We start from the raw sequence: 16,996 nt of genomic DNA, 5'->3' as shown, positions 1-16,996 counted from the left end.
GCAGTATATTGGCGCGTTTTTCGATTGTCCAGTAAAATAATATTAAGTCCAATATTTTGGAAAATAGGATGAAAGACAAACAATCCAAATACGAAGTGCCGGCCATCCTGCGCGCCGACCTGATCCTGCGCACGCTGACCCGCCAGTCCTCTCCCATGTCCTCCAGCGATCTGCAAAAGGCTTGCGAGCTGCCGCGCAGCACGCTGTACCTGCTGCTGGATTCGCTGGAACAGCGGCGCTGGATCGAGAAGGTCGACGATGGCTATATCATCGGCATCAACCTGTACAGCCTGGGCATGGCCTACCTGCGCCAGGACCGGCTGCAGGCAGTGTTCCGCATGAAAGCCCAGCAGTTCGTCGAAGAGCACAACGAAGTGGTCCAGCTGGCCATGCTCGATGGCAGCGATGTGGTTTATCTGGGCCGCGAAGACGCCAAGCGCCCCGTACGCCTGGTCTCGGACATCGGCTCGCGCCTGCCAGCCCACGCCTGCGCCCTGGGCAAGGTTCTGCTGGCCCAGATGAAAGACGACGAGGTGCGCGACCTGCTGCCGGAAAAACTGGAACCCATCACCTCGCGGACCATCGCCTCGCGCCAGCAGCTTCTGAACGAACTGGCGCGCGTACGCCGCGACGGCCTGGGCCTGGACCTCGAAGAAGTCGCTGCGGGGCTGAACTGCTTTGCCGCCTTCATCGGCCGCACGCACCTGGGCCAGAGCGTGGCGGTCAGCACCTCGATCCCGACCGACCGCCTGGATGCCACGCGCAGCCAGAAGATCCAGCACGCCATCGTTCAGTTGGCCAAGGACATTGCCCAAGGCATTGGGCGCTGAACCCGGGGCAAGAACACAAGGCATCCCCCGACACCATCATCACCGGCTTTTTATGGAGACACCTATGCCGCACACCCCCACTCCCAGGTCTTTCGACCTGGATGCCGACACACGCGCGCTGTTCAGCCAGACACTGGATCGAACCGCGCAAAAGGTCGCCGAAGACGAGCCTGCGCTCGGCGTCGAATTTCCGCACGTGACCGCGCCGGACGGCAGCTGGATCACCGTTCCGGCCAGTGTTTCCGCCGGCTACACCGGCGACGCCTGGAGCCACGGCAACTGGCTGTGCGGCTTCTGGGTCGGACTGCTGCTGGCCTCGTACCTGCAAACCGGCGACGCCCGGTTCCTGACATGGGCGCGCGAGCGCATGCGCCTGGTCGCCCAGCGCGCCGACGATCCCAATACGCACGACATCGGTTTCATTTTCGACAGCAGCGCCATTCCGGGATACCTGGTCACAGGAGACGCCTGGTTCGCCGGCATCGCGAAACAGGCCGCCGACCGTCTGCGCGCACGCCTGGTCACGACCCCGGCCGGCGCCTATATCGCTTCATGGGGCCCCATCAGCGACCCACGCGGCCGCTGCAGCTCGGCCATCGACACAATGGCCAACCTGCCCTTGCTGTACTGGGCTTCGCACTATACCGATGATGCCAGCTACCGGTTGGCCGCCGATGCGCATGCCGCCATGACGGCGCGCGCCTTCTTCCGCAATGATGACTCCACCTACCACGCGGTCCAGTACGACATCGCCACCGGCGAGCGCGTGCGAGGCTATACCTTCCAGGGCGCGGGCGATGAAACCGCCTGGTCGCGCGGCCAGGCCTGGGCCATCTACGGCTACACGCGCTCGGCCCTGGAAACGCGCAACCCCGCCTACCTGGAACTGGCCGAGCGCTCAGCGCGCTACTATCTGCAGCGGCTGGGCGACCGGGTCATTCCTCCCTATGACTTCGACGCCACCGGCGAGGACGCCAAGATCCGGGACACCGCCGCCGCCGCGATCGTGTCCTCCGCCCTGATCGAACTGGGCCAACTGCATCCGGATGCGTCCAAGGCGCAGGAATGGCATGCGCTGGGAGTCGACATGCTGGCCGGCCTGTGCCGCGAAGGCTTCGCCAATGAAGACAGCCATCGCGGCCTGCTGCGCGAGGGCTGCTACTCCAGGCCTCACGGCGAAGGCGTGGTCAGCGCAACCATGTTCGGCGATTTCTACTTCGTGGAAGCGCTTTGCCGCGTCCTGCATCCGGGACGCTTCCGCCTGGCCAACGCCCCCATCGCATTCTGATTTCCGCCTGGGGCGGCTCTAAGTAAAAAAGCATCCCGCCGGCTTCGCGCCGGAGGGATGCAAAAACGACACTGCGTCATATCGCTGCCAGCCGGACACCCCCGGATTTCCGGGGATGTCCCTCCCGGCGGCGATCATCGGACATGCGCACGACAAGTCCCGCAGTGAATGCATGCATGCAATTTACGTGCCACGGCAGCGCAAGGGCGAACAAGGCATGCCATCGAATGGTCGTGCACCAATAACATGCGAATGAGTGTGCAAAGCGCACCAGCGCCGGGCGCGTGGTCAGAACGGCGAACGGAAGATGACGAAGGCGCCCAGCGCAATGAGCGCAAAGCCCAGCAAGTGATTGATGCTCAGGCCTTCCTTCAGGTACAGGACCGAGAAGCCGGCGAACACCGCCAGTGTGACGACCTCCTGGATCGTCTTGAGCTCCGCCGCGCTGTAGACGGCGTGGCCCATGCGGTTCGCGGGCACCGCCAGGCAATATTCGACGAGCGCGATGCCCCAGCTCAACAGGATCACCTTGACCAGGGGAGCGCCCGGAAACTTCAGGTGGCCATACCAGGCGAACGTCATGAAAACGTTCGACAGCACGAGCAGCAGTACGGGCAAGGTCTTTTGCATCATGATGAATGAGTGCCTGCGGCATCCTGCGCCACGGCCGGAACGACGCACACCGCCCGCTCCGGCTTCAGCGCGGCCCGAAGCATCCGGGCAAGAAAAAGAAAACCCGGCGGAACGCCACGGGCCAGCGGCGCATCGTAGCACCATTCGACCATCCGCAGGCTTGCCCGCGGCCATTGCGCAACAACAGCGCGCATATCCGGATTCGAGTCCTACCTAGGGTTGTCACTAGCCTCATAATGTCGCTTCACTCATATATACTAGTACGTATGAATCAACAAAGAAGGGCCGGATGCGCAGCGCCAGAGGCGCCAGGCAAACCTCTCCCTTCTCCTCAATGAACCAAGAATGAAGAATCACCATCTGTTCGAAGCCGCTCTCTTACGATCCGCCGTCCACGAAGTCATACGCGGCTTTGGCTGCGACGAGGAGCAATGCGCACTCATTGCGGACAATCTGGTGAGAGCCAATCTGACCGGCCACGATTCCCATGGCGTCGGCATGCTGCCGCGCTATGCGCGCGCCTACCGGGAAGGCAGTCTGCAACCGAAGGCAAGCCTTCAGCAGACCAAGGATGCGGGCATCCTGCTCACCCTGGACGGCCAGATGGGGTTCGGGCAGTCCATCGGCCGCCAGGCCATGGATCTGGCCATCTCGCGCACGCGGGAACACGGCGCGTGCATCATGGCGCTGGGCAATACGCATCATTTGGGACGTATTGGAGAATGGGCGGAAATGGCCGTTGAGCATGGACTGGTGTCGATCCATTTCGTCAATGTCATTTCGCGCCCCATCGTCGCTCCCTGGGGCGGCAGCGACGCCCGCTATGGCACGAACCCGTTCGCCATCGGAATACCGCTGCGCTCCGGCGACAGGTTCATCCTCGATTTCGCGACCAGCATCATTGCCCAGGGGAAGACACGGGTCGCATACAACCGCGGCGCTTCCCTGAAGCCCGGCCAGATGCTCGACGACCGGGGGCAGCCGACCACTGATCCCGTCTACGGCGTACTGAACCCGCTGGGCGCCCTGCTTCCATTCGGCGAACACAAAGGCTTCGGGCTCGCCATGGCGTGCGAGCTTCTCGGCGGAGCGCTTGCCGGCGGATGGTCGGTCAATGGCCCCGCCGATGGCAAGCAGCGCGTCGTCAACGGCATGCTCTCGATACTGTTCGATCCCTCGAAAATTGCCCAGCCCGAAAACTTCGAGGAATACGCGCAACGCACCATCGCCTGGATCAAGGCATCTCCTCCGCAGCCGGAAATCGATCGCATCGTCCTGGCAGGTGAGACGGAACGCGATATCTGCCGGGAAAGAACCCATAACGGCATCCCCGTGGATACCCAGACCTGGCAGGATATTCTGCAGTCGGCAAGCGAACTCGGCGTCGACAGTCAACGGATCAACCGCTGCGCGGGAATGTAATCGCCAGTGCAATCCGATGACTCCCGGCACCATCCCACATACCCACGCATCCGAACATGGACAGGCGCACCAGCCTATCCCAGGAGACCTTAGTGAACGCGCCCTCGCATCATTCTGAACAGGCCACCGGGATTCTGTATCTGGCCATCGGCAATACCTCGCTGTATCGGGAGGTCGAAACCTATCTGCCGGCGGGCACCCGGCTCATTACCCTGGAAAGCGGCGGCGAAGCCGAAATCCTCGCAAAAATCGCCGACTGCCATATCGTGGTCGCGGGAACGATAAAGCTGAGCCGGGCAATGATCCAGGCAGCGCCGGCATTGCAGCTTGTCGTGCACCAGGGCGTCGGCTACCACGACACGCTGGATGTCGCCGCATTGGACGAACGCGGCATCCCCATCGCCATTACGCCGGACGGCACGCCGACCACGGTCTCCGAACACGCCATCATGCTGATGCTGACTGCCTGCCGCCACACGGCCTTCGCCGACAAAGAGCTGCGCGACGGCCGCTATCACGTCAATGCCTTGCGCCTGAAGTCCCGGACGCTATCGGGCAGCGTCGTCGGCATCATCGGCATGGGAAGAATAGGCAAGGCGACCGCCGCCCGCCTGCGTGGATGGGGCGTCACCTGCCTTTACACCGACCCTGTCCCCCTGAGTCCCGATGACGAAATCCTGCTGAACGCCAGGCGAGTGGATCTGGATACATTGCTGTCGGCATCGGACATCGTCAGCCTGCACGTTCCCCTGACGGACCAGACGCGCGCCATGATCGATGCTCCCCGCCTCGCCCGGATGAAGGCGGGCAGCATTCTGGTAAATACGTCCCGCGGCCCCGTCGTCGATGAAAGCGCGCTCATCGACGCCCTGCGCATCGGGCACCTGGGAGCGGCGGGTCTAGATGTGTTCGAGCGCGAGCCCTTCTCCGAAGGCAATCCGCTGGCCGAACTCCCCAATACGGTATTGACACCGCATATCGCCGCGGCGACCCGAGACACGTTCAAGCACAAGATGAGCGGTGTTTTCAACAATATCGCCCGACACCTGGAAGGGCTCCCCCTGAACAACCGAGTCTTGTAAGTTCGAAACCGAGACAAGCACGAAACACACAGGAGACAGACATGACATACAGACATCCCTCCAACGACACACCCCAGGCCGGCCGACGCCGCGCCCTGACCGCCATGCTTGCAGGCCCTCTTGCCGCAGCCCTGCTCGCCACGGCGCCGCAAACCGCGACGGCAGAGGGCAACTACCCGGACAAGCCCGTCACCATCGTCGTGCCATTCGCCGCCGGCGGCGTTTCCGATACCCAGGCAAGGCTCCTGGCGCAGAAGCTGTCCGAAACCTGGGGGCAGCCTGTCATCGTGGACAACAAGCCAGGAGCGAGCACCGTCATCGGCATGAGCTTCACAGCCCGTGCGAAGCCGGACGGATATACCCTGGTGTTCAGCGACCTCGGCACCCTGACCATCGCTCCGGCCCTGCGCAAGCTGCCTTACGACGTAGTGAAGGATTTCGCGCCCATCTCCGTACTGACCTATTCCCCCTACCTGCTCACCTCCCATCCATCGATGCCGTTCAACACGCTGCAGGAGCTGATCGATTACGGGCGGGCCAATCCCGGAGAGCTCAACTACGGCACCAGCGGCCTGGGCACGACGCCTCACCTGGCGGGCATGCTGTTCGCAAGCCAGCTCGGCATCCAATGGACCGACATCCCCGCCAAAGGCGGCGCGCAGACCATACAGGACATCATCAGCGGCCAGGTCGACCTGCAATTCAACAGCGTCTTCAGCACCGGCGGGCATGTGAAATCAGGCAAGCTGAAGGTTTTCGCCATCAGCAGCGAACAACGGCGGACGGACATGCCTGACGTTCCCACCGTATCCGAAGTCCTTCCCGGCTTCATTGCCGGCGGCTACCAGGGCTTGCTGGCGCCGGCGGGCACGCCCGAACCCGTCATCAGAAAGATCAGCGACGACGTGATACGCATCATGCGGTCGCCGGAGGTCGCGTCGCGCCTGGAGGAAATGGGAGCGGAGCCGCTGGCCGGCACACCCGACGAAATGCGCGAATTCATCCAGACAGACATGCAGCGCTGGGCAAAGCTGGTCAAGGAGCAAAACCTGAAACTGGAGGAATGATCCCATTTCCCGCCATCGGCGGCGATATGCCGGCTCCCGCGCCATCGAGCCCGGAAGCCGGCGGGAAAACAGGAAGGGGAAGCCGATGGCTTCCCCTTCCTGTTTTCTACTACGGAATACTGCCGGTCAGGAGCCGCTTTCCATCGCCTTGGGTTCGATCCCCGCATCGCTTGCGACTTTGCCCCACTTGACCATCTCGTCCCTGATGAAGGTGTCGAAGTCTGCGGACGCGCCGCCGCGAACGACGATGCCGGTACGGGTGAGCTGGTCGCGGACCTCTGGTTCCTGCAATGCCTCATTGATCCATGCGTTCAGTTTTTCCACCACATCCGGCGGCGTTCCCGCCGGAGCGAGAATCCCTCCCCATGTTTCCGTTTCATACCCTGCGACCCCCGCCTCCTGCATCGTCGGGATATCCGGATCGCTGGCGGCCCTCTCCTTTGTCGTTACGGCCAAAGGCTTGAGCCTCTTGCCGTCCAGGGGCGCCCGCAATGCGGCCAGCGTATCGAACATGAGATGGGTGCGGCCCGAAACGAGATCGGCATGCGCGAGCGTGCTTCCCCGATAGGGCACATGCAGGATGTCCAGGCCTAGGCTGTGCTTGAACAGCTCGCCCGACAAGTGCGGCGCCCCTCCCAGTCCACTGGAGGCGAAGGACAACGTACCCGGGTTCTGCCTGGCATAGCTGATCAGCTCTTGCACATTGTTGACCGGCAGCGAATCCGTCACCACCAGCATGAGCGGCACCGAATGCGTCAGGACAACCGGCGCAAACGCGGTCAGCGTGTCGTACGGCAGCTTGGTCATGGAAGGATTGATGGAGTGCGCGCTGGAGGCCAGCAGAATCGTATGGCCGTCCGGCGCGCTCTTGGCCACATAGTCCGAGCCGACGATTCCCGTCGCCCCCGGCTTGTTGCTGACCACCATGTTCACGCCATGCTTCTGCCCCACCTGCTTGGCCACCAGCCTGGCCACCATGTCGATGGCGCCGCCCGGAGAGGACGGGACGACGATATTGATGGGCTGAACAGGAAAATTCGCGGCGGCGGACGCCTGGCCCAGCCCCATGCCACACAGACTCAGCACACCAACGGCAATACCCAGTTTTTTCTTCATGAATGTCTCCCTTCTTATGAATGAACCTACGGATCAGAACAGCAACACGTCTTCTTCAAGCGATCGTTTCAATCGTGGCTGCGCAGGGTCCAGGGAATGAACTCGCTGGCTCCGACACCCAGCGCTTCGCTCTTGGTCATTTCGCCTGACGCGTGCCGCAGCAGTTGTTCGAATATGCGCTCTCCCATTTCCGGAATCGTCAGGTCGCCATCGATCACCTGACCGCAATTGATATCCATGTCCGCCTGCATGCGCATGAACATCGGTGTATTGCTGGACAGCTTGACCGTAGGCGCCGGGAACGACCCGAAACACGATCCGCGCCCTGTGGTGAAGCAGACGAGATTCGCCCCGCCCGCAATCTGGCCGGTAACGGATACCGGATCATTGCCCGGCGTATCCATGAAGACGAACCCATGCGCACGCAAGCGTTCTCCATAGGCGAGCACGTCCATCAGGCCGGTGCTGCCCGCCTTTTTGGCGCCGCCAAGGGATTTTTCGATGATGTTGGTAATGCCTCCGGCATTGTTGCCCGGTCCCACCTTGCCATTGATCTGCGTATCCCGGCCCGCGTTGTCATCCAGCCACCACTGGATGCAATCCACCAGGCGCTTCCCGACTTCCGCAGTCACCGCGCGCGCCGTCAGCATGTGCTCGGCCCCGTAGACTTCGGATGTCTCCGACAATATGGCGGAGCCTCCGTGGCGAACCAGGATATCCATGGCGGCGCCAAGCGCAGGATTGGCGGACAGGCCCGAAAAGCCGTCGGATCCGCCGCACTGCAAAGCCACGGCCAGATGGCTCGCATCGGCGGGTTCGCGCTGCGTGTCGCCCATCCGGGACAGCATGTCTTCTACCTGCCGCCTTCCCAGCATGACGGCATCTTCGATATCCCCGACGGTGCGCAACTCCAGCACCCTCAGCGCATCGCCCTCGTGCAGCCCCTGGCTGCGCAGGAAATCGTCCAGGCCATCCTCTGCGCGGTCATAGACAACCAGCAGCGCGCCGCCGATATTGGCATGCCCGATATATCCGCCAAGCGTGCGATACAGCAACGACCTGGAGGCATCATCCAAGTCCACTCCACGGCCTTGCGCATGCGCGAACGGCACCACGCCATCCACACCCGGGTACCGCTGCCGCACGTCCGTTCCGAAGCCCCGGGCAATGCGCCGCACGGCCACTGCGCCGGCGCCTCCCAGCATGAACACACCGACATAATTGCGGGTGCCCACCCTGCCGTCCCCACGCCGGTACCCCATGAACCTGGCGCGCTGCGCTTCGGGCACCAGCGGCGTAGGAACATAGTCCAGGCCGAAGCGATAATCCTTCTCCACATCGCTGAAGACGATGTTGTGATTGTGCAGCCATGCGCCGGGCTCGATATCGCAGCCCGCATACCCCAGGACGGTGTTGTATTTGCGGATGGCATCTCCGCGCGCAATAGCGCGGGTTGCAATCTTGTGGCCCGCGGGAACATCGTCCAGCAGCGTCAGGCTCTCGCCGGCAACCTGTGTCCCGGCAGGCGTCGCATCACGGGCGACGATGACATTGTCCCTCTGGTCGAGACGAATGAAGTGATAGCTGTTCTGCATTGCGCCGCCCCTCATACAAGCACGCCCACAGGCCATGGGATGAACTCGGCGTCTCCCGCCGCGGCCTTTTCCGCCAATGTCGGCTGCCCCGAGGCATAGCCTTCGAGCATCCCGGGCAATACATCCCGCAGCGCCTGTTCCTTTGCGCACGAGGCCATGTCCATATCCATCCCGACCCGACTCCAGCTGCGCTCGGCCGTCGCCAGCTTGATGCACGGGACGGCAGTCGCGCCGACGTCCGTTGCATGATCGAACGCGGCAAGGACAAGGGATGCGCCGGCGGCCAATTGCCCCGTCGTTGCAATGACAGGATTTTCCGGCGCCTGCATGACCGTTACCCGTTCTTCTCCGGCAAGCTCGCCATAGCGGCGATATGCGCCGGGGGATACGCCATAGACCGGATGCGGTCCAGCCTCCCGTCCCGGCCCACGGGAATCCGCCAGAATCAGCCTTGCGCCTGTCTCCGACAGGGCCTGGGCCGCATCGCGGATCGCTTTCTCCGCTCCGGTGCCGTAATGCTGCAAGCCCACCGTCAGCGCCGAGAACGGAACCTCGACGCGGTGCTGGCTGTTGGCCACAGGCAGCATTTCCAGCAATGCCTCGCGCGCCGCCTGCACGGCGCCGGCGGTCCCTCCCGATTCCTGCAGCACGATGGCCCTGAGCATCCGGCTTTCCTGCAACCCCTCCTGCTTGAAAAAGGCGCGCACGTTGTTGCGCTCACAGCCCAATGCCAGGACGACCGCTCCGGCGATATTGGGATGCCTGATGGTGCCGGAGAGGGTCCGCCGCAACAGATCCATCGGCTCGCCGGTCATTTCCATGCCGCATCCCACATCGTGGACCAGCGGCAAAACGCCGTCGACCTGCGGCCACTCCGCCATGCGGTCTTCATCGAACCACTCGGCGGCAAAACGCGCGGCGCTCGCGGCGCAATTGCTGGCGATCAATACTGCGAGGTAATTGCGCGTTCCCACGCGCCCGTCCTGTCGCGGTATCCCCCTGAATGTGTATTGCATGGCGCCGGAAGCCGTCAGCGGTTTCGTTGCTCGGATTGTCCCCATGAATGCTTTCCTTCTTGATTTTCAGACCGCACTATTATTCTTGTACTGTAGTATACAAGAACAAAACAAAAATACGTACAAACCTCCCCCGTATAATGCGTCCGAGAACCTGCTAACCTCTGGTGGACTATCCGTGAAATCCCCACGCTCTCCCATCAACCGGCGATCCATGCTGGTTCAGCATATTTATGACACGCTTGTCGACGAGATCGTGACGGGCGTATTGCCTCCGGGATCCTCCGTCATGGAAGCCGAACTGCGGGAACGCTTCCAGGTCAGCCGGACTCCCGTCAGGGAAGTCCTGCTCCGGCTTTCCGAAGTCGGCCTGGTGGAAATCTACCCCCAAGTCGGGAGCTACGTCGCTCCAATACGCCTGCAGGAAGTCTACGATGCCCAGTTCGTACGGGAACACCTGGAATGCGCGCTTGTGCGCGAGGCGGTTGCGAAGCTCACCCAGGATGACGCCGCCGAACTGCAAGCCAACCTGAAGATGCAGGAAGACGCGCTGCGTTCGGGCGACCACCGCCGATTCATGGCCGCGGACGAGGCCATGCATGCCCTGATCGCAAGGATTGCCGGACGGCCGGGCGTGTGGCAAGTCGTTCTGCAGAGCAAGATCCATCTGGACCGCGTGCGCATGCAGGCACTGCAGCAATTGACTCGCGGCTCCTATGCATTCGAAGGCCACCAGAAGGTCTGCCAGGCAATCATCGCCCATGACGCCGACGCCGCAGTCCTGGCCATGAAGCAGCATCTGAATTTGTCGCTGGAATCCATCGGGCTATTGCACCTGTCCGAGCCCGATGCGGAAAAGTAACATGCCCATCCGTGCACAGGCCATGGATGGACATGCGGACCGGCGGGCTGCCTCCCCGCCGGCAACAGCCTAGCCCTTCAACGCCGCATCGATGGCGGCTGCCAGACGCGCGTCGTCCGGAGCCACGTCCGGCGAGAAGCGGCCGATGACCTTGCCTTCGCGGTCGACCAGGAATTTCTCGAAATTCCACAGCACTTCCGGCGCCGGGTTTCCCTGGATGCCGAAGCCGGCCAGCTTTTCGCGCATGGGCCCCTCGCCCGTCGCCGCGGGCTGCGCGGCGGTCAGCGTATCGTAAAGCGGATGCCGGTCGTCGCCCGCCACGGAGATTTTCGAGAACATGGGAAAGCTGACGTCATAGTTCGTCGAGCAGAAACTGCGGATCTCGGCATCGGAGCCCGGCTCCTGGCCCTTGAAGTTGTTGGCGGGAAAGCCCAGTACGACGAGACCGTCGTCCTTGCGGGCGCGGTACAACGCCTCCAGGCCTTCGTACTGCGGCGTCAGCCCGCACTTGGAGGCCACATTGACCACCAGCAGGACCTTGCCCCGGTAGTCCGCCAGGGAGCCCGGCTTTCCGTCGATGGAAGCGAGCGGAATATCGTACAGAGGTTTATTCGTCGTCATGATCGTTCCTTGTCGTGAGGTTGCCACCATCCTATCTCCCTGCCCGCCCGCTGTAAACTGTCGCCACTATGAGCACACCCGTATTCCGCATCGCCATCGCCATTACGGCGGGCCTGCTCGTCTGGGCCGCCGGCTATCGGTTTTTTCCCGCGCTGGAAAGCAACACGGCCCTGGGCGAGCAGTCCATCCCGGCCTATGCCAATACGTCCGTCCCCGACGCGCAGCGCGCGCAATTGATCGATGGCCGGGCGCTGTACGCCGGCGCCTGCCAGTCCTGTCACCAGCCCTCGGGACAAGGCCTGGGCAAGGTGTTTCCGCCGCTCGACGGCACGGACTGGGTCACCGGCGACGCCCGGCGGCTGGCCCTGGTCGTGCTCCAGGGCATGACGGGCGCCGTCACGGTCGACGGACAGGTCTACACCAGCGTCATGCCGGGCTTCAAGTCGCAGTTTTCCGACGAGGAAACGACCGCCGTCCTGAACTATATCCGCTCCGCCTGGAGCAATGCCGCCCCGCCGGTTTCGTCCGACCTGGTCCGGCGCGCCCGTGACGAGGTTTCGGACAGGATCGATCCGTGGCGCGGCGAGCAGGAACTGCACGGCTTCCTCCAGGCCTTGCCCGGCAGCGGGCAGGAGAATACGCCATGACAGCCCCGCAGAAGACCTCCCTGTCCCTGGCGCTGATCCTGCTGCTGTTCCTGGCGGCGCTGTATCCCGTGACCCATGGCTTCCGCGCCCTGTCCGCCGATACAGCCAGGCGCATCGCGCTGGCCGACGCCCCCCGGCCCCTGCCGGACCTGCCGATGATCGATGCGCAGTTCCGCCAGTTTCCGCTATCCGGGCTTCCCGGCCCGTCCGGACGCTGGACCATCGCCACGCTGGCCTATACGCGCTGCATCGACATCTGCCGCACCAGCGCATCCGGCCTCGCATTCCTGCAGCAGGCCATCCTGGAGAGTCGGCTGCGGGACCGCGTCCAGTTGCTGACGCTCAGCTTCGATCCCGCCTTTGACACACCGGAACAGTTGCGGCGCTATGCCGACCAGTTGGGAGCCCAGCCCGCGCATTGGAGATTCGCCACCGTGACCCGGTCGTCCGCCCTGAAGCCCATGCTGGATCTGTTCGACGCCATCGTCCTGCCGGACGGCATGGGCGGCTACGATCATAATGCCGCGCTGTTCCTGATCGACGGAGCCAGCAGGCTCATGCGCGCCTACGACGTCAACCAGCCCGATCTGGTGCTGGACGACCTGCTTGCCATGGAGGCGCTGCAATGAAGACCGCCCGTCTCCCGCATCTCGCCCTGCCCACGGGACTATTGCTGGCCCTCGCCCTGCTGCGGCCCTGGCTGGAGGCCTCGATGGCGCTGCACATGGCCCTGGAGATTCCGGCGCTGTTCCTCGCCGGGTGGCTGTTCTCCCTGCACGTCAGGCCGGACGCGCGCCAGGCCTTCTCCGCGTGGAACCAGGCGGGACTCGCCAATCTGATGCTGTCTTCGCTGTGCCTCATGTGCTGGATGCTGCCCGTCGTATTCGACGCAGCCGTCCTGGACTGGCGCGTGGCCATGCTGAAAGTCGCCAGCCTGCTGCTGGCCGGCGGCCTGGCGGGCTGGGCATGGCCGCGGCTGCACCCGATCGTGCGCTTCGCCTTCGTGCTGAACCTGTCGGGCATGAACATCCTCATGGGCGTGCTGTACCTGACCGCGCCGCAACAGCTCTGCAGCGCCTACCAGTCCAACGAACAGGTACTGGCCGGCATTGCCCTGCTGGCCTGGGGCGCCGGCATCCTTTTCATCTTCCTTGCCTGGTGGCTGCGCAAGCTGGCACAATCATCGCTGCCTTCCGGCACCACAACGACACCGACAAACGAGCCATGAGACAAATCCCCGCCCCCCTCGCACTGCTGCTCTGCGCCTGGCTGGCCACTCCGGCAGTACAGGCCCGCCAGCATGCGGACCACGCGCATGCGCACACGCATGCATCCGGCCACGCGCACGGCGCCGGCGACGCATTTCCCGATCCCGCCTCGGCAACGGCGCCCGAGGGCCTGCTGATCCGGGACTGCTGGATACGCGCCATGCCCGCGGGCCTCCCCTCGGCGGCCTACTTCCGCATGGAAAACACTGGCGACAAACCGCTGACCCTGCATGCGGCGCGCAGCCCCGTTTTCGGGCACGCCATGCTGCATACGAGCCAGGGCGGCGGGATGAAGACCCTGCCCAGCCTTCCCATACCCGTCGGCGGCGCGCTGGATTTCTCGCCCCGCGGCAACCATGTCATGCTGGAGCAGCCGTCCCGCCCCCCCCAGCCCGGCGAAACACTGCCGCTGTCCTTCTGGTTCGGCGGGTCACTGGTCGCCACAGCGGACTGCGCCGTCAAGCCCGCCGGCACGCTGCAATAGAAACACAGCGCGCGCCCATATGCCGCCCGGTTTCGCCGGGCATTTCACCGCAAGCTTGCGCCAGCGCATTGTTGCCGCCCTCCCGCTTACGCTAGAATCACTGCATGTCCACACCCATTGTCATGTCTCGCACGCGTCCCCGCGCCTGGTATCTGGCAGCCTGCCTGATGCTGGCGGCCTTCGCGCTGCGTTCGCTGATACCCATGGGTTTCATGCCTGCCGGCAACGCCGGCATCGAGAACGGCATTGCCCTGGCCATGTGCCAGTCGGGCATCTACCATGCCGCCGCCCCCGATACGGACAACGCTCCGGCCCAGGAAGCGACGGATACCTGCCCATTCGGCCTGTACAACGCCACATCTGCGGGGCTGCCCGCGCATCTTCCCCACGTCCTGCCCGTGCCGCCCCTCTTCGCGGCGGCGCGGCTGCCGGCCTATCCTCATCTCCACGCCTCGCGCATCGACGGCCCGCCCGTCGGTTCCCGCGCTCCTCCCGCCCAGGCAGCTTCCATCGGCTGAACTGCGGTACGCGCCACTGCCATCCTTCTTGCATGCTGCGCGGCATATCCGCAGGCCCATTCATCGTTCTGCACCAGGAATCCCACATGAGCCTTCCGATCCTTCCGCATGCAATCACCCGCCGCCGCCTGCTGGTCGGCGGCACGGCCGCCATGGCGCTGGCGCTGGCCGGCTGCGACGCCAGTCCCAAGCTGGAAAACCTCAACGGCCTCGACCTCAGCGACGTCGACTTCGGCGCCGACTTTCAGTTGACGGACCACAAAGGCCAGCGGCGCACACTGGCCGACTTCAAGGGCAGCGTCCTGCTGGTGTTCTTCGGCTTCACGCAGTGTCCCGACGTCTGCCCCACGGCGCTGTTCCGCGCAACGGAAGTCAAGGAGCTGCTGGGCGAAGAAGGCAAGCGCATCCAGGTCGCCTTCATCACCATCGATCCGGAACGCGACACGCCCGACGTGCTCGAGGCCTACGTCACGGCATTCGACCCGGAATTCGTCGGGCTGTACGGCTCGCTGGAAGAAACGCAGAAAACGGCGCGCGACTTCAAGGTGTTCTACGCCAAGGTGCCGACCGGATCGTCCTACACCATGGACCACACGGCCCTTACCTACGTCTACGACGCCAAGGGCAAGCTGCGGCTCGCATTGCGCCACAATCAGACCGCCGAGGAATACGCCGAGGACATCCGCCAGGTCCTCGCACTCGGTTGAACACAAAACATCACCAAGACTGTCGTCAAAGGAATCCCATCATGAAAACCCTCGTCAAGACATTGCTGCTCGCCAGCGCCCTGGCCGCATCCACGGCATTCGCCCAGGTCAAGGTGGAAAACGCATGGGTGCGCGCCACCGTGCCCAATCAGCAGGCCACCGGCGCATTCCTGAACATCACATCAGACAAGGACGCCAGGCTCGTCGGAGCAAGCTCTTCGCTGCTGCCCAATGTCGAAATCCACGAAATGGCCATGGAAAACGACGTCATGAAGATGCGGCAGGTCCAGAGCATCGACCTGCCCGCGGGCAAGACGGTGGAGCTCAAGCCGGGCGGCCACCACATCATGTTCATGGGCCTGACGGAGCAGGTCAAGGAAGGCGGCGCCGTCCCGCTCACGCTGGAGATCGAAAACAGCGATGGCTCGAAAGAGTCCATCGAAATCCAGGCGCAGGTACGCGCGCTGGCCAGCGGCGGGAAAGGCCATGGGCAAGCACATTCGCACGGCGGCCATGGCAGCCGCGATAACGGCGCGCACAAACGCTGACGCTATTGCTGCAACACGCTAGCCCGAGGTCGCATTGCTGATCGGAACATACCGTCTCGCCAAGCGTTGTACCGCATGGTTCGTCTGCCTGACGATCCTGATGGGCGCGCTTTTACCCTCCGCCGGGCACATGCTGTCCCGGTCAGGCGGGAGCGCGACGCTGATCGAGCTGTGCTCACCCTCCGGAACACGGCTTATCGCCCTTGATACCGGGGACGAGCCCAGTCCCGCCGAGAAGACCGCCTATGCGCACTGCATCTGGTGTTCCCCGCATGCCAGTGCGCTGGGCCCGCTGCCATCATCCGACACTCCGGTATCGACCCTCTATCCACGCATCCTGATACTTCCGCCGCGTGCATTCCACGATACGCCTCACCCGTTGCCTATCTGGACGACGACCGCGGCGCGAGGCCCCCCTCTCTTTTCCCGATCCCGGCCACGCGAGCCATTCATATCCTGATCTCCGGCATCGCCGCTGGATCCGGATCTCTTGCTAAATATGCCTGCCCGCGTTGGCCTCTTGGTCTTTATACAAGCCGGGCCGCATTCTTGCGCCTATTCGGATTGACCTGCCTTGACTCACTATTGCACTGGAGTCAGGCAACGACAGGAAAAGATAATCATGATGACTCACGCCTATCAGATGCATCAATCACCATATCGCCATATAACGCCCGGCGAGCCCGCCCCCGTGGCTATGATTCACGTTGTGCGCGGCGATACGATTTTCCTGGCCGGCAAGCCTGGACACGCCTGGCGGCTGAGCGAAGGCTGCGTCCGCCTGGATCGCAAAACCTATCACGAGGCAAGCTGGGCGGGGCTCGCCATTGCAGGTGACATCATCGGCATGGAAACGCTGATCGACAGTCTTTACACATACACTGCATCCGCAGTTACCTCATGCACCTTATGCGCATGGGCGCCACGAGCCCCCAGCATGACCGACGCACGACTGACGCATGCGCTGATCCGTTCGGAGCAGCGCATGGCCGAGACGCTTGCCTTGCGCGTCGGCCGCGCGCAGGACCGTATTCATCGATTCCTCCATCTGCTTGGGTGCGCTCCGCTGGAGCTGCCGAAGCTGCAAGACATCGCCGACATTACCGGCCTGACTCTGGCCACGGTATCAAGAACGCTCACCGCCATGAGTCTTGCCGGAATCCTGCGACTGGAAGGCAGGCAGAGAGCGCAGCGCATCACCCATATTCAAAGGCCGATGATCAATTGAACTACGTTTGCACAAGCCGCATGCCGGCCTGCGAAGCCGGCATGCGGGGGAGCCGCTCCTGGCC

General features: G+C 63.3%; 21 protein-coding genes. 15 read left to right on the top strand and 6 right to left on the bottom strand.

All coding sequences use genetic code 11. The features are described from left to right. Positions 1-68: 68 nt before the first annotated feature. Together EV686_RS11550 and EV686_RS11545 are read left to right on the top strand one after the other, a co-directional pair. Positions 69-830: an IclR family transcriptional regulator gene (locus EV686_RS11550; RefSeq protein WP_132477097.1), complete on the top strand. Its 762-nt coding sequence runs from the start codon at positions 69-71 to the stop codon at positions 828-830. Positions 831-894: 64 nt separating this feature from the next. Then, entirely contained in the window at positions 895-2,118 is a 1,224-nt protein-coding gene (locus tag EV686_RS11545) for a glycoside hydrolase family protein (protein ID WP_132477096.1), read from the top strand. Positions 2,119-2,406: 288 nt separating this feature from the next. Here the strand turns inward: EV686_RS11545 and EV686_RS11540 are convergent, their stop codons facing one another. Then, on the bottom strand, positions 2,407-2,751 hold the full coding sequence (locus EV686_RS11540) for a DMT family protein (protein ID WP_132477095.1): 345 nt from the start codon (positions 2,749-2,751) through the stop codon (positions 2,407-2,409). After that, positions 2,748-2,945, bottom strand: coding sequence for a hypothetical protein (locus tag EV686_RS11535; RefSeq protein ID WP_132477094.1), 198 nt, complete (start codon positions 2,943-2,945; stop codon positions 2,748-2,750). The genes EV686_RS11540 and EV686_RS11535 overlap by 4 nt, the downstream gene beginning before the upstream one ends. 151 nt (positions 2,946-3,096) lie before the next feature. Between EV686_RS11535 and EV686_RS11530 the strand changes: the two genes are divergently transcribed. From EV686_RS11530 to EV686_RS11520, 3 genes are all read left to right on the top strand, one after another. Next, positions 3,097-4,173, top strand: coding sequence for a malate/lactate/ureidoglycolate dehydrogenase (locus tag EV686_RS11530; RefSeq protein ID WP_132477093.1), 1,077 nt, complete (start codon positions 3,097-3,099; stop codon positions 4,171-4,173). Positions 4,174-4,265: 92 nt separating this feature from the next. After that, positions 4,266-5,255, top strand: coding sequence for a 2-hydroxyacid dehydrogenase (locus EV686_RS11525; protein WP_165972583.1), 990 nt, complete (start codon positions 4,266-4,268; stop codon positions 5,253-5,255). A gap of 41 nt (positions 5,256-5,296) precedes the next feature. Further along, positions 5,297-6,322 carry a Bug family tripartite tricarboxylate transporter substrate binding protein gene (locus tag EV686_RS11520; RefSeq protein WP_132477091.1) on the top strand — a complete coding sequence of 342 codons (1,026 nt, stop codon included), beginning with the start codon at positions 5,297-5,299 and terminating at the stop codon, positions 6,320-6,322. A gap of 126 nt (positions 6,323-6,448) precedes the next feature. On the opposite strand, the gene EV686_RS11515 is transcribed toward EV686_RS11520, so the two are convergent. From EV686_RS11515 to EV686_RS11505, 3 genes are all read right to left on the bottom strand, one after another. Then, a complete protein-coding gene (locus EV686_RS11515) occupies positions 6,449-7,438 on the bottom strand; it encodes a tripartite tricarboxylate transporter substrate binding protein (RefSeq protein WP_132477090.1) in 990 nt (329 codons plus the stop codon). Between the two features lie 68 nt (positions 7,439-7,506). After that, complete coding sequence (locus tag EV686_RS11510; protein WP_207901751.1) at positions 7,507-9,033, bottom strand: UxaA family hydrolase; 1,527 nt, start codon at positions 9,031-9,033, stop codon at positions 7,507-7,509. Between the two features lie 11 nt (positions 9,034-9,044). Then, the gene (locus EV686_RS11505; RefSeq protein WP_132477088.1) at positions 9,045-10,094 is read right to left on the bottom strand and encodes a UxaA family hydrolase; all 1,050 of its coding nucleotides are present in this window, start codon (positions 10,092-10,094) and stop codon (positions 9,045-9,047) included. 133 nt (positions 10,095-10,227) lie between these two features. Here EV686_RS11505 and EV686_RS11500 point away from each other — a divergent pair, with 133 nt between their 5' ends. Continuing rightward, complete coding sequence (locus EV686_RS11500) at positions 10,228-10,911, top strand: GntR family transcriptional regulator (protein ID WP_165972582.1); 684 nt, start codon at positions 10,228-10,230, stop codon at positions 10,909-10,911. A 69-nt stretch (positions 10,912-10,980) separates the two neighbouring features. Here EV686_RS11500 and EV686_RS11495 read toward each other — a convergent pair whose 3' ends face one another. Continuing rightward, the gene (locus EV686_RS11495) at positions 10,981-11,532 is read right to left on the bottom strand and encodes a glutathione peroxidase (protein ID WP_132477086.1); all 552 of its coding nucleotides are present in this window, start codon (positions 11,530-11,532) and stop codon (positions 10,981-10,983) included. Positions 11,533-11,600: 68 nt separating this feature from the next. Here EV686_RS11495 and EV686_RS11490 point away from each other — a divergent pair, with 68 nt between their 5' ends. The 9 genes from EV686_RS11490 to EV686_RS11450 all read left to right on the top strand — a co-directional run bounded on the left by EV686_RS11490 (position 11,601) and on the right by EV686_RS11450 (position 16,932). Beyond that, a complete protein-coding gene (locus EV686_RS11490) occupies positions 11,601-12,179 on the top strand; it encodes a c-type cytochrome (RefSeq protein ID WP_132477085.1) in 579 nt (192 codons plus the stop codon). Beyond that, positions 12,176-12,808, top strand: a complete 633-nt coding sequence (locus tag EV686_RS11485) for an SCO family protein (protein WP_132477084.1) — start codon at positions 12,176-12,178, stop codon at positions 12,806-12,808. The genes EV686_RS11490 and EV686_RS11485 overlap by 4 nt, the downstream gene beginning before the upstream one ends. Next, entirely contained in the window at positions 12,805-13,407 is a 603-nt protein-coding gene (locus EV686_RS11480) for a DUF1404 family protein (RefSeq protein ID WP_132477083.1), read from the top strand. Before EV686_RS11485 ends, EV686_RS11480 begins: the two co-directional genes overlap by 4 nt. Continuing rightward, a complete protein-coding gene (locus EV686_RS11475) occupies positions 13,404-13,931 on the top strand; it encodes a copper chaperone PCu(A)C (protein WP_132477082.1) in 528 nt (175 codons plus the stop codon). The genes EV686_RS11480 and EV686_RS11475 overlap by 4 nt, the downstream gene beginning before the upstream one ends. 104 nt (positions 13,932-14,035) lie before the next feature. Continuing rightward, complete coding sequence (locus EV686_RS11470) at positions 14,036-14,449, top strand: hypothetical protein (RefSeq protein WP_132477081.1); 414 nt, start codon at positions 14,036-14,038, stop codon at positions 14,447-14,449. A gap of 86 nt (positions 14,450-14,535) precedes the next feature. Further along, the gene (locus EV686_RS11465; protein ID WP_132477080.1) at positions 14,536-15,156 is read left to right on the top strand and encodes an SCO family protein; all 621 of its coding nucleotides are present in this window, start codon (positions 14,536-14,538) and stop codon (positions 15,154-15,156) included. A gap of 41 nt (positions 15,157-15,197) precedes the next feature. Continuing rightward, positions 15,198-15,704 (top strand): copper chaperone PCu(A)C, encoded by a 507-nt coding sequence (locus tag EV686_RS11460; protein ID WP_132477079.1) that lies wholly within the window; start codon positions 15,198-15,200, stop codon positions 15,702-15,704. Positions 15,705-15,738: 34 nt separating this feature from the next. Continuing rightward, the gene (locus EV686_RS19120; protein ID WP_132477078.1) at positions 15,739-16,164 is read left to right on the top strand and encodes a DUF2946 domain-containing protein; all 426 of its coding nucleotides are present in this window, start codon (positions 15,739-15,741) and stop codon (positions 16,162-16,164) included. Positions 16,165-16,326: 162 nt separating this feature from the next. Beyond that, complete coding sequence (locus EV686_RS11450) at positions 16,327-16,932, top strand: Crp/Fnr family transcriptional regulator (RefSeq protein WP_132477077.1); 606 nt, start codon at positions 16,327-16,329, stop codon at positions 16,930-16,932. The last annotated feature ends 64 nt before the right edge of the window (positions 16,933-16,996 follow it).

This window comes from Paracandidimonas soli (assembly GCF_004342005.1).
GTDB classification, from domain to species: Bacteria; Pseudomonadota; Gammaproteobacteria; order Burkholderiales; family Burkholderiaceae_B; genus Paracandidimonas; species Paracandidimonas soli.
This window is presented reverse-complemented; position numbering and strand designations above follow the sequence as displayed.

Bases quoted from the DNA above. Each gene is read 5' to 3' on its own strand.
- EV686_RS11550 (WP_132477097.1), top strand. From the start codon at position 69: ATGAAAGACAAACAATCCAAATACGAAGTGCCGGCCATCCTGCGCGCC.
- EV686_RS11545 (WP_132477096.1), top strand. From the start codon at position 895: ATGCCGCACACCCCCACTCCCAGGTCTTTCGACCTGGATGCCGACACA.
- EV686_RS11540 (WP_132477095.1), bottom strand. From the start codon at position 2,751: ATGATGCAAAAGACCTTGCCCGTACTGCTGCTCGTGCTGTCGAACGTT.
- EV686_RS11535 (WP_132477094.1), bottom strand. From the start codon at position 2,945: ATGCGCGCTGTTGTTGCGCAATGGCCGCGGGCAAGCCTGCGGATGGTC.
- EV686_RS11530 (WP_132477093.1), top strand. From the start codon at position 3,097: ATGAAGAATCACCATCTGTTCGAAGCCGCTCTCTTACGATCCGCCGTC.
- EV686_RS11520 (WP_132477091.1), top strand. From the start codon at position 5,297: ATGACATACAGACATCCCTCCAACGACACACCCCAGGCCGGCCGACGC.
- EV686_RS11515 (WP_132477090.1), bottom strand. From the start codon at position 7,438: ATGAAGAAAAAACTGGGTATTGCCGTTGGTGTGCTGAGTCTGTGTGGC.
- EV686_RS11510 (WP_207901751.1), bottom strand. From the start codon at position 9,033: ATGCAGAACAGCTATCACTTCATTCGTCTCGACCAGAGGGACAATGTC.
- EV686_RS11505 (WP_132477088.1), bottom strand. From the start codon at position 10,094: ATGGGGACAATCCGAGCAACGAAACCGCTGACGGCTTCCGGCGCCATG.
- EV686_RS11495 (WP_132477086.1), bottom strand. From the start codon at position 11,532: ATGACGACGAATAAACCTCTGTACGATATTCCGCTCGCTTCCATCGAC.
- EV686_RS11490 (WP_132477085.1), top strand. From the start codon at position 11,601: ATGAGCACACCCGTATTCCGCATCGCCATCGCCATTACGGCGGGCCTG.
- EV686_RS11485 (WP_132477084.1), top strand. From the start codon at position 12,176: ATGACAGCCCCGCAGAAGACCTCCCTGTCCCTGGCGCTGATCCTGCTG.
- EV686_RS11480 (WP_132477083.1), top strand. From the start codon at position 12,805: ATGAAGACCGCCCGTCTCCCGCATCTCGCCCTGCCCACGGGACTATTG.
- EV686_RS11475 (WP_132477082.1), top strand. From the start codon at position 13,404: ATGAGACAAATCCCCGCCCCCCTCGCACTGCTGCTCTGCGCCTGGCTG.
- EV686_RS11470 (WP_132477081.1), top strand. From the start codon at position 14,036: ATGTCCACACCCATTGTCATGTCTCGCACGCGTCCCCGCGCCTGGTAT.
- EV686_RS11465 (WP_132477080.1), top strand. From the start codon at position 14,536: ATGAGCCTTCCGATCCTTCCGCATGCAATCACCCGCCGCCGCCTGCTG.
- EV686_RS11460 (WP_132477079.1), top strand. From the start codon at position 15,198: ATGAAAACCCTCGTCAAGACATTGCTGCTCGCCAGCGCCCTGGCCGCA.
- EV686_RS11450 (WP_132477077.1), top strand. From the start codon at position 16,327: ATGATGACTCACGCCTATCAGATGCATCAATCACCATATCGCCATATA.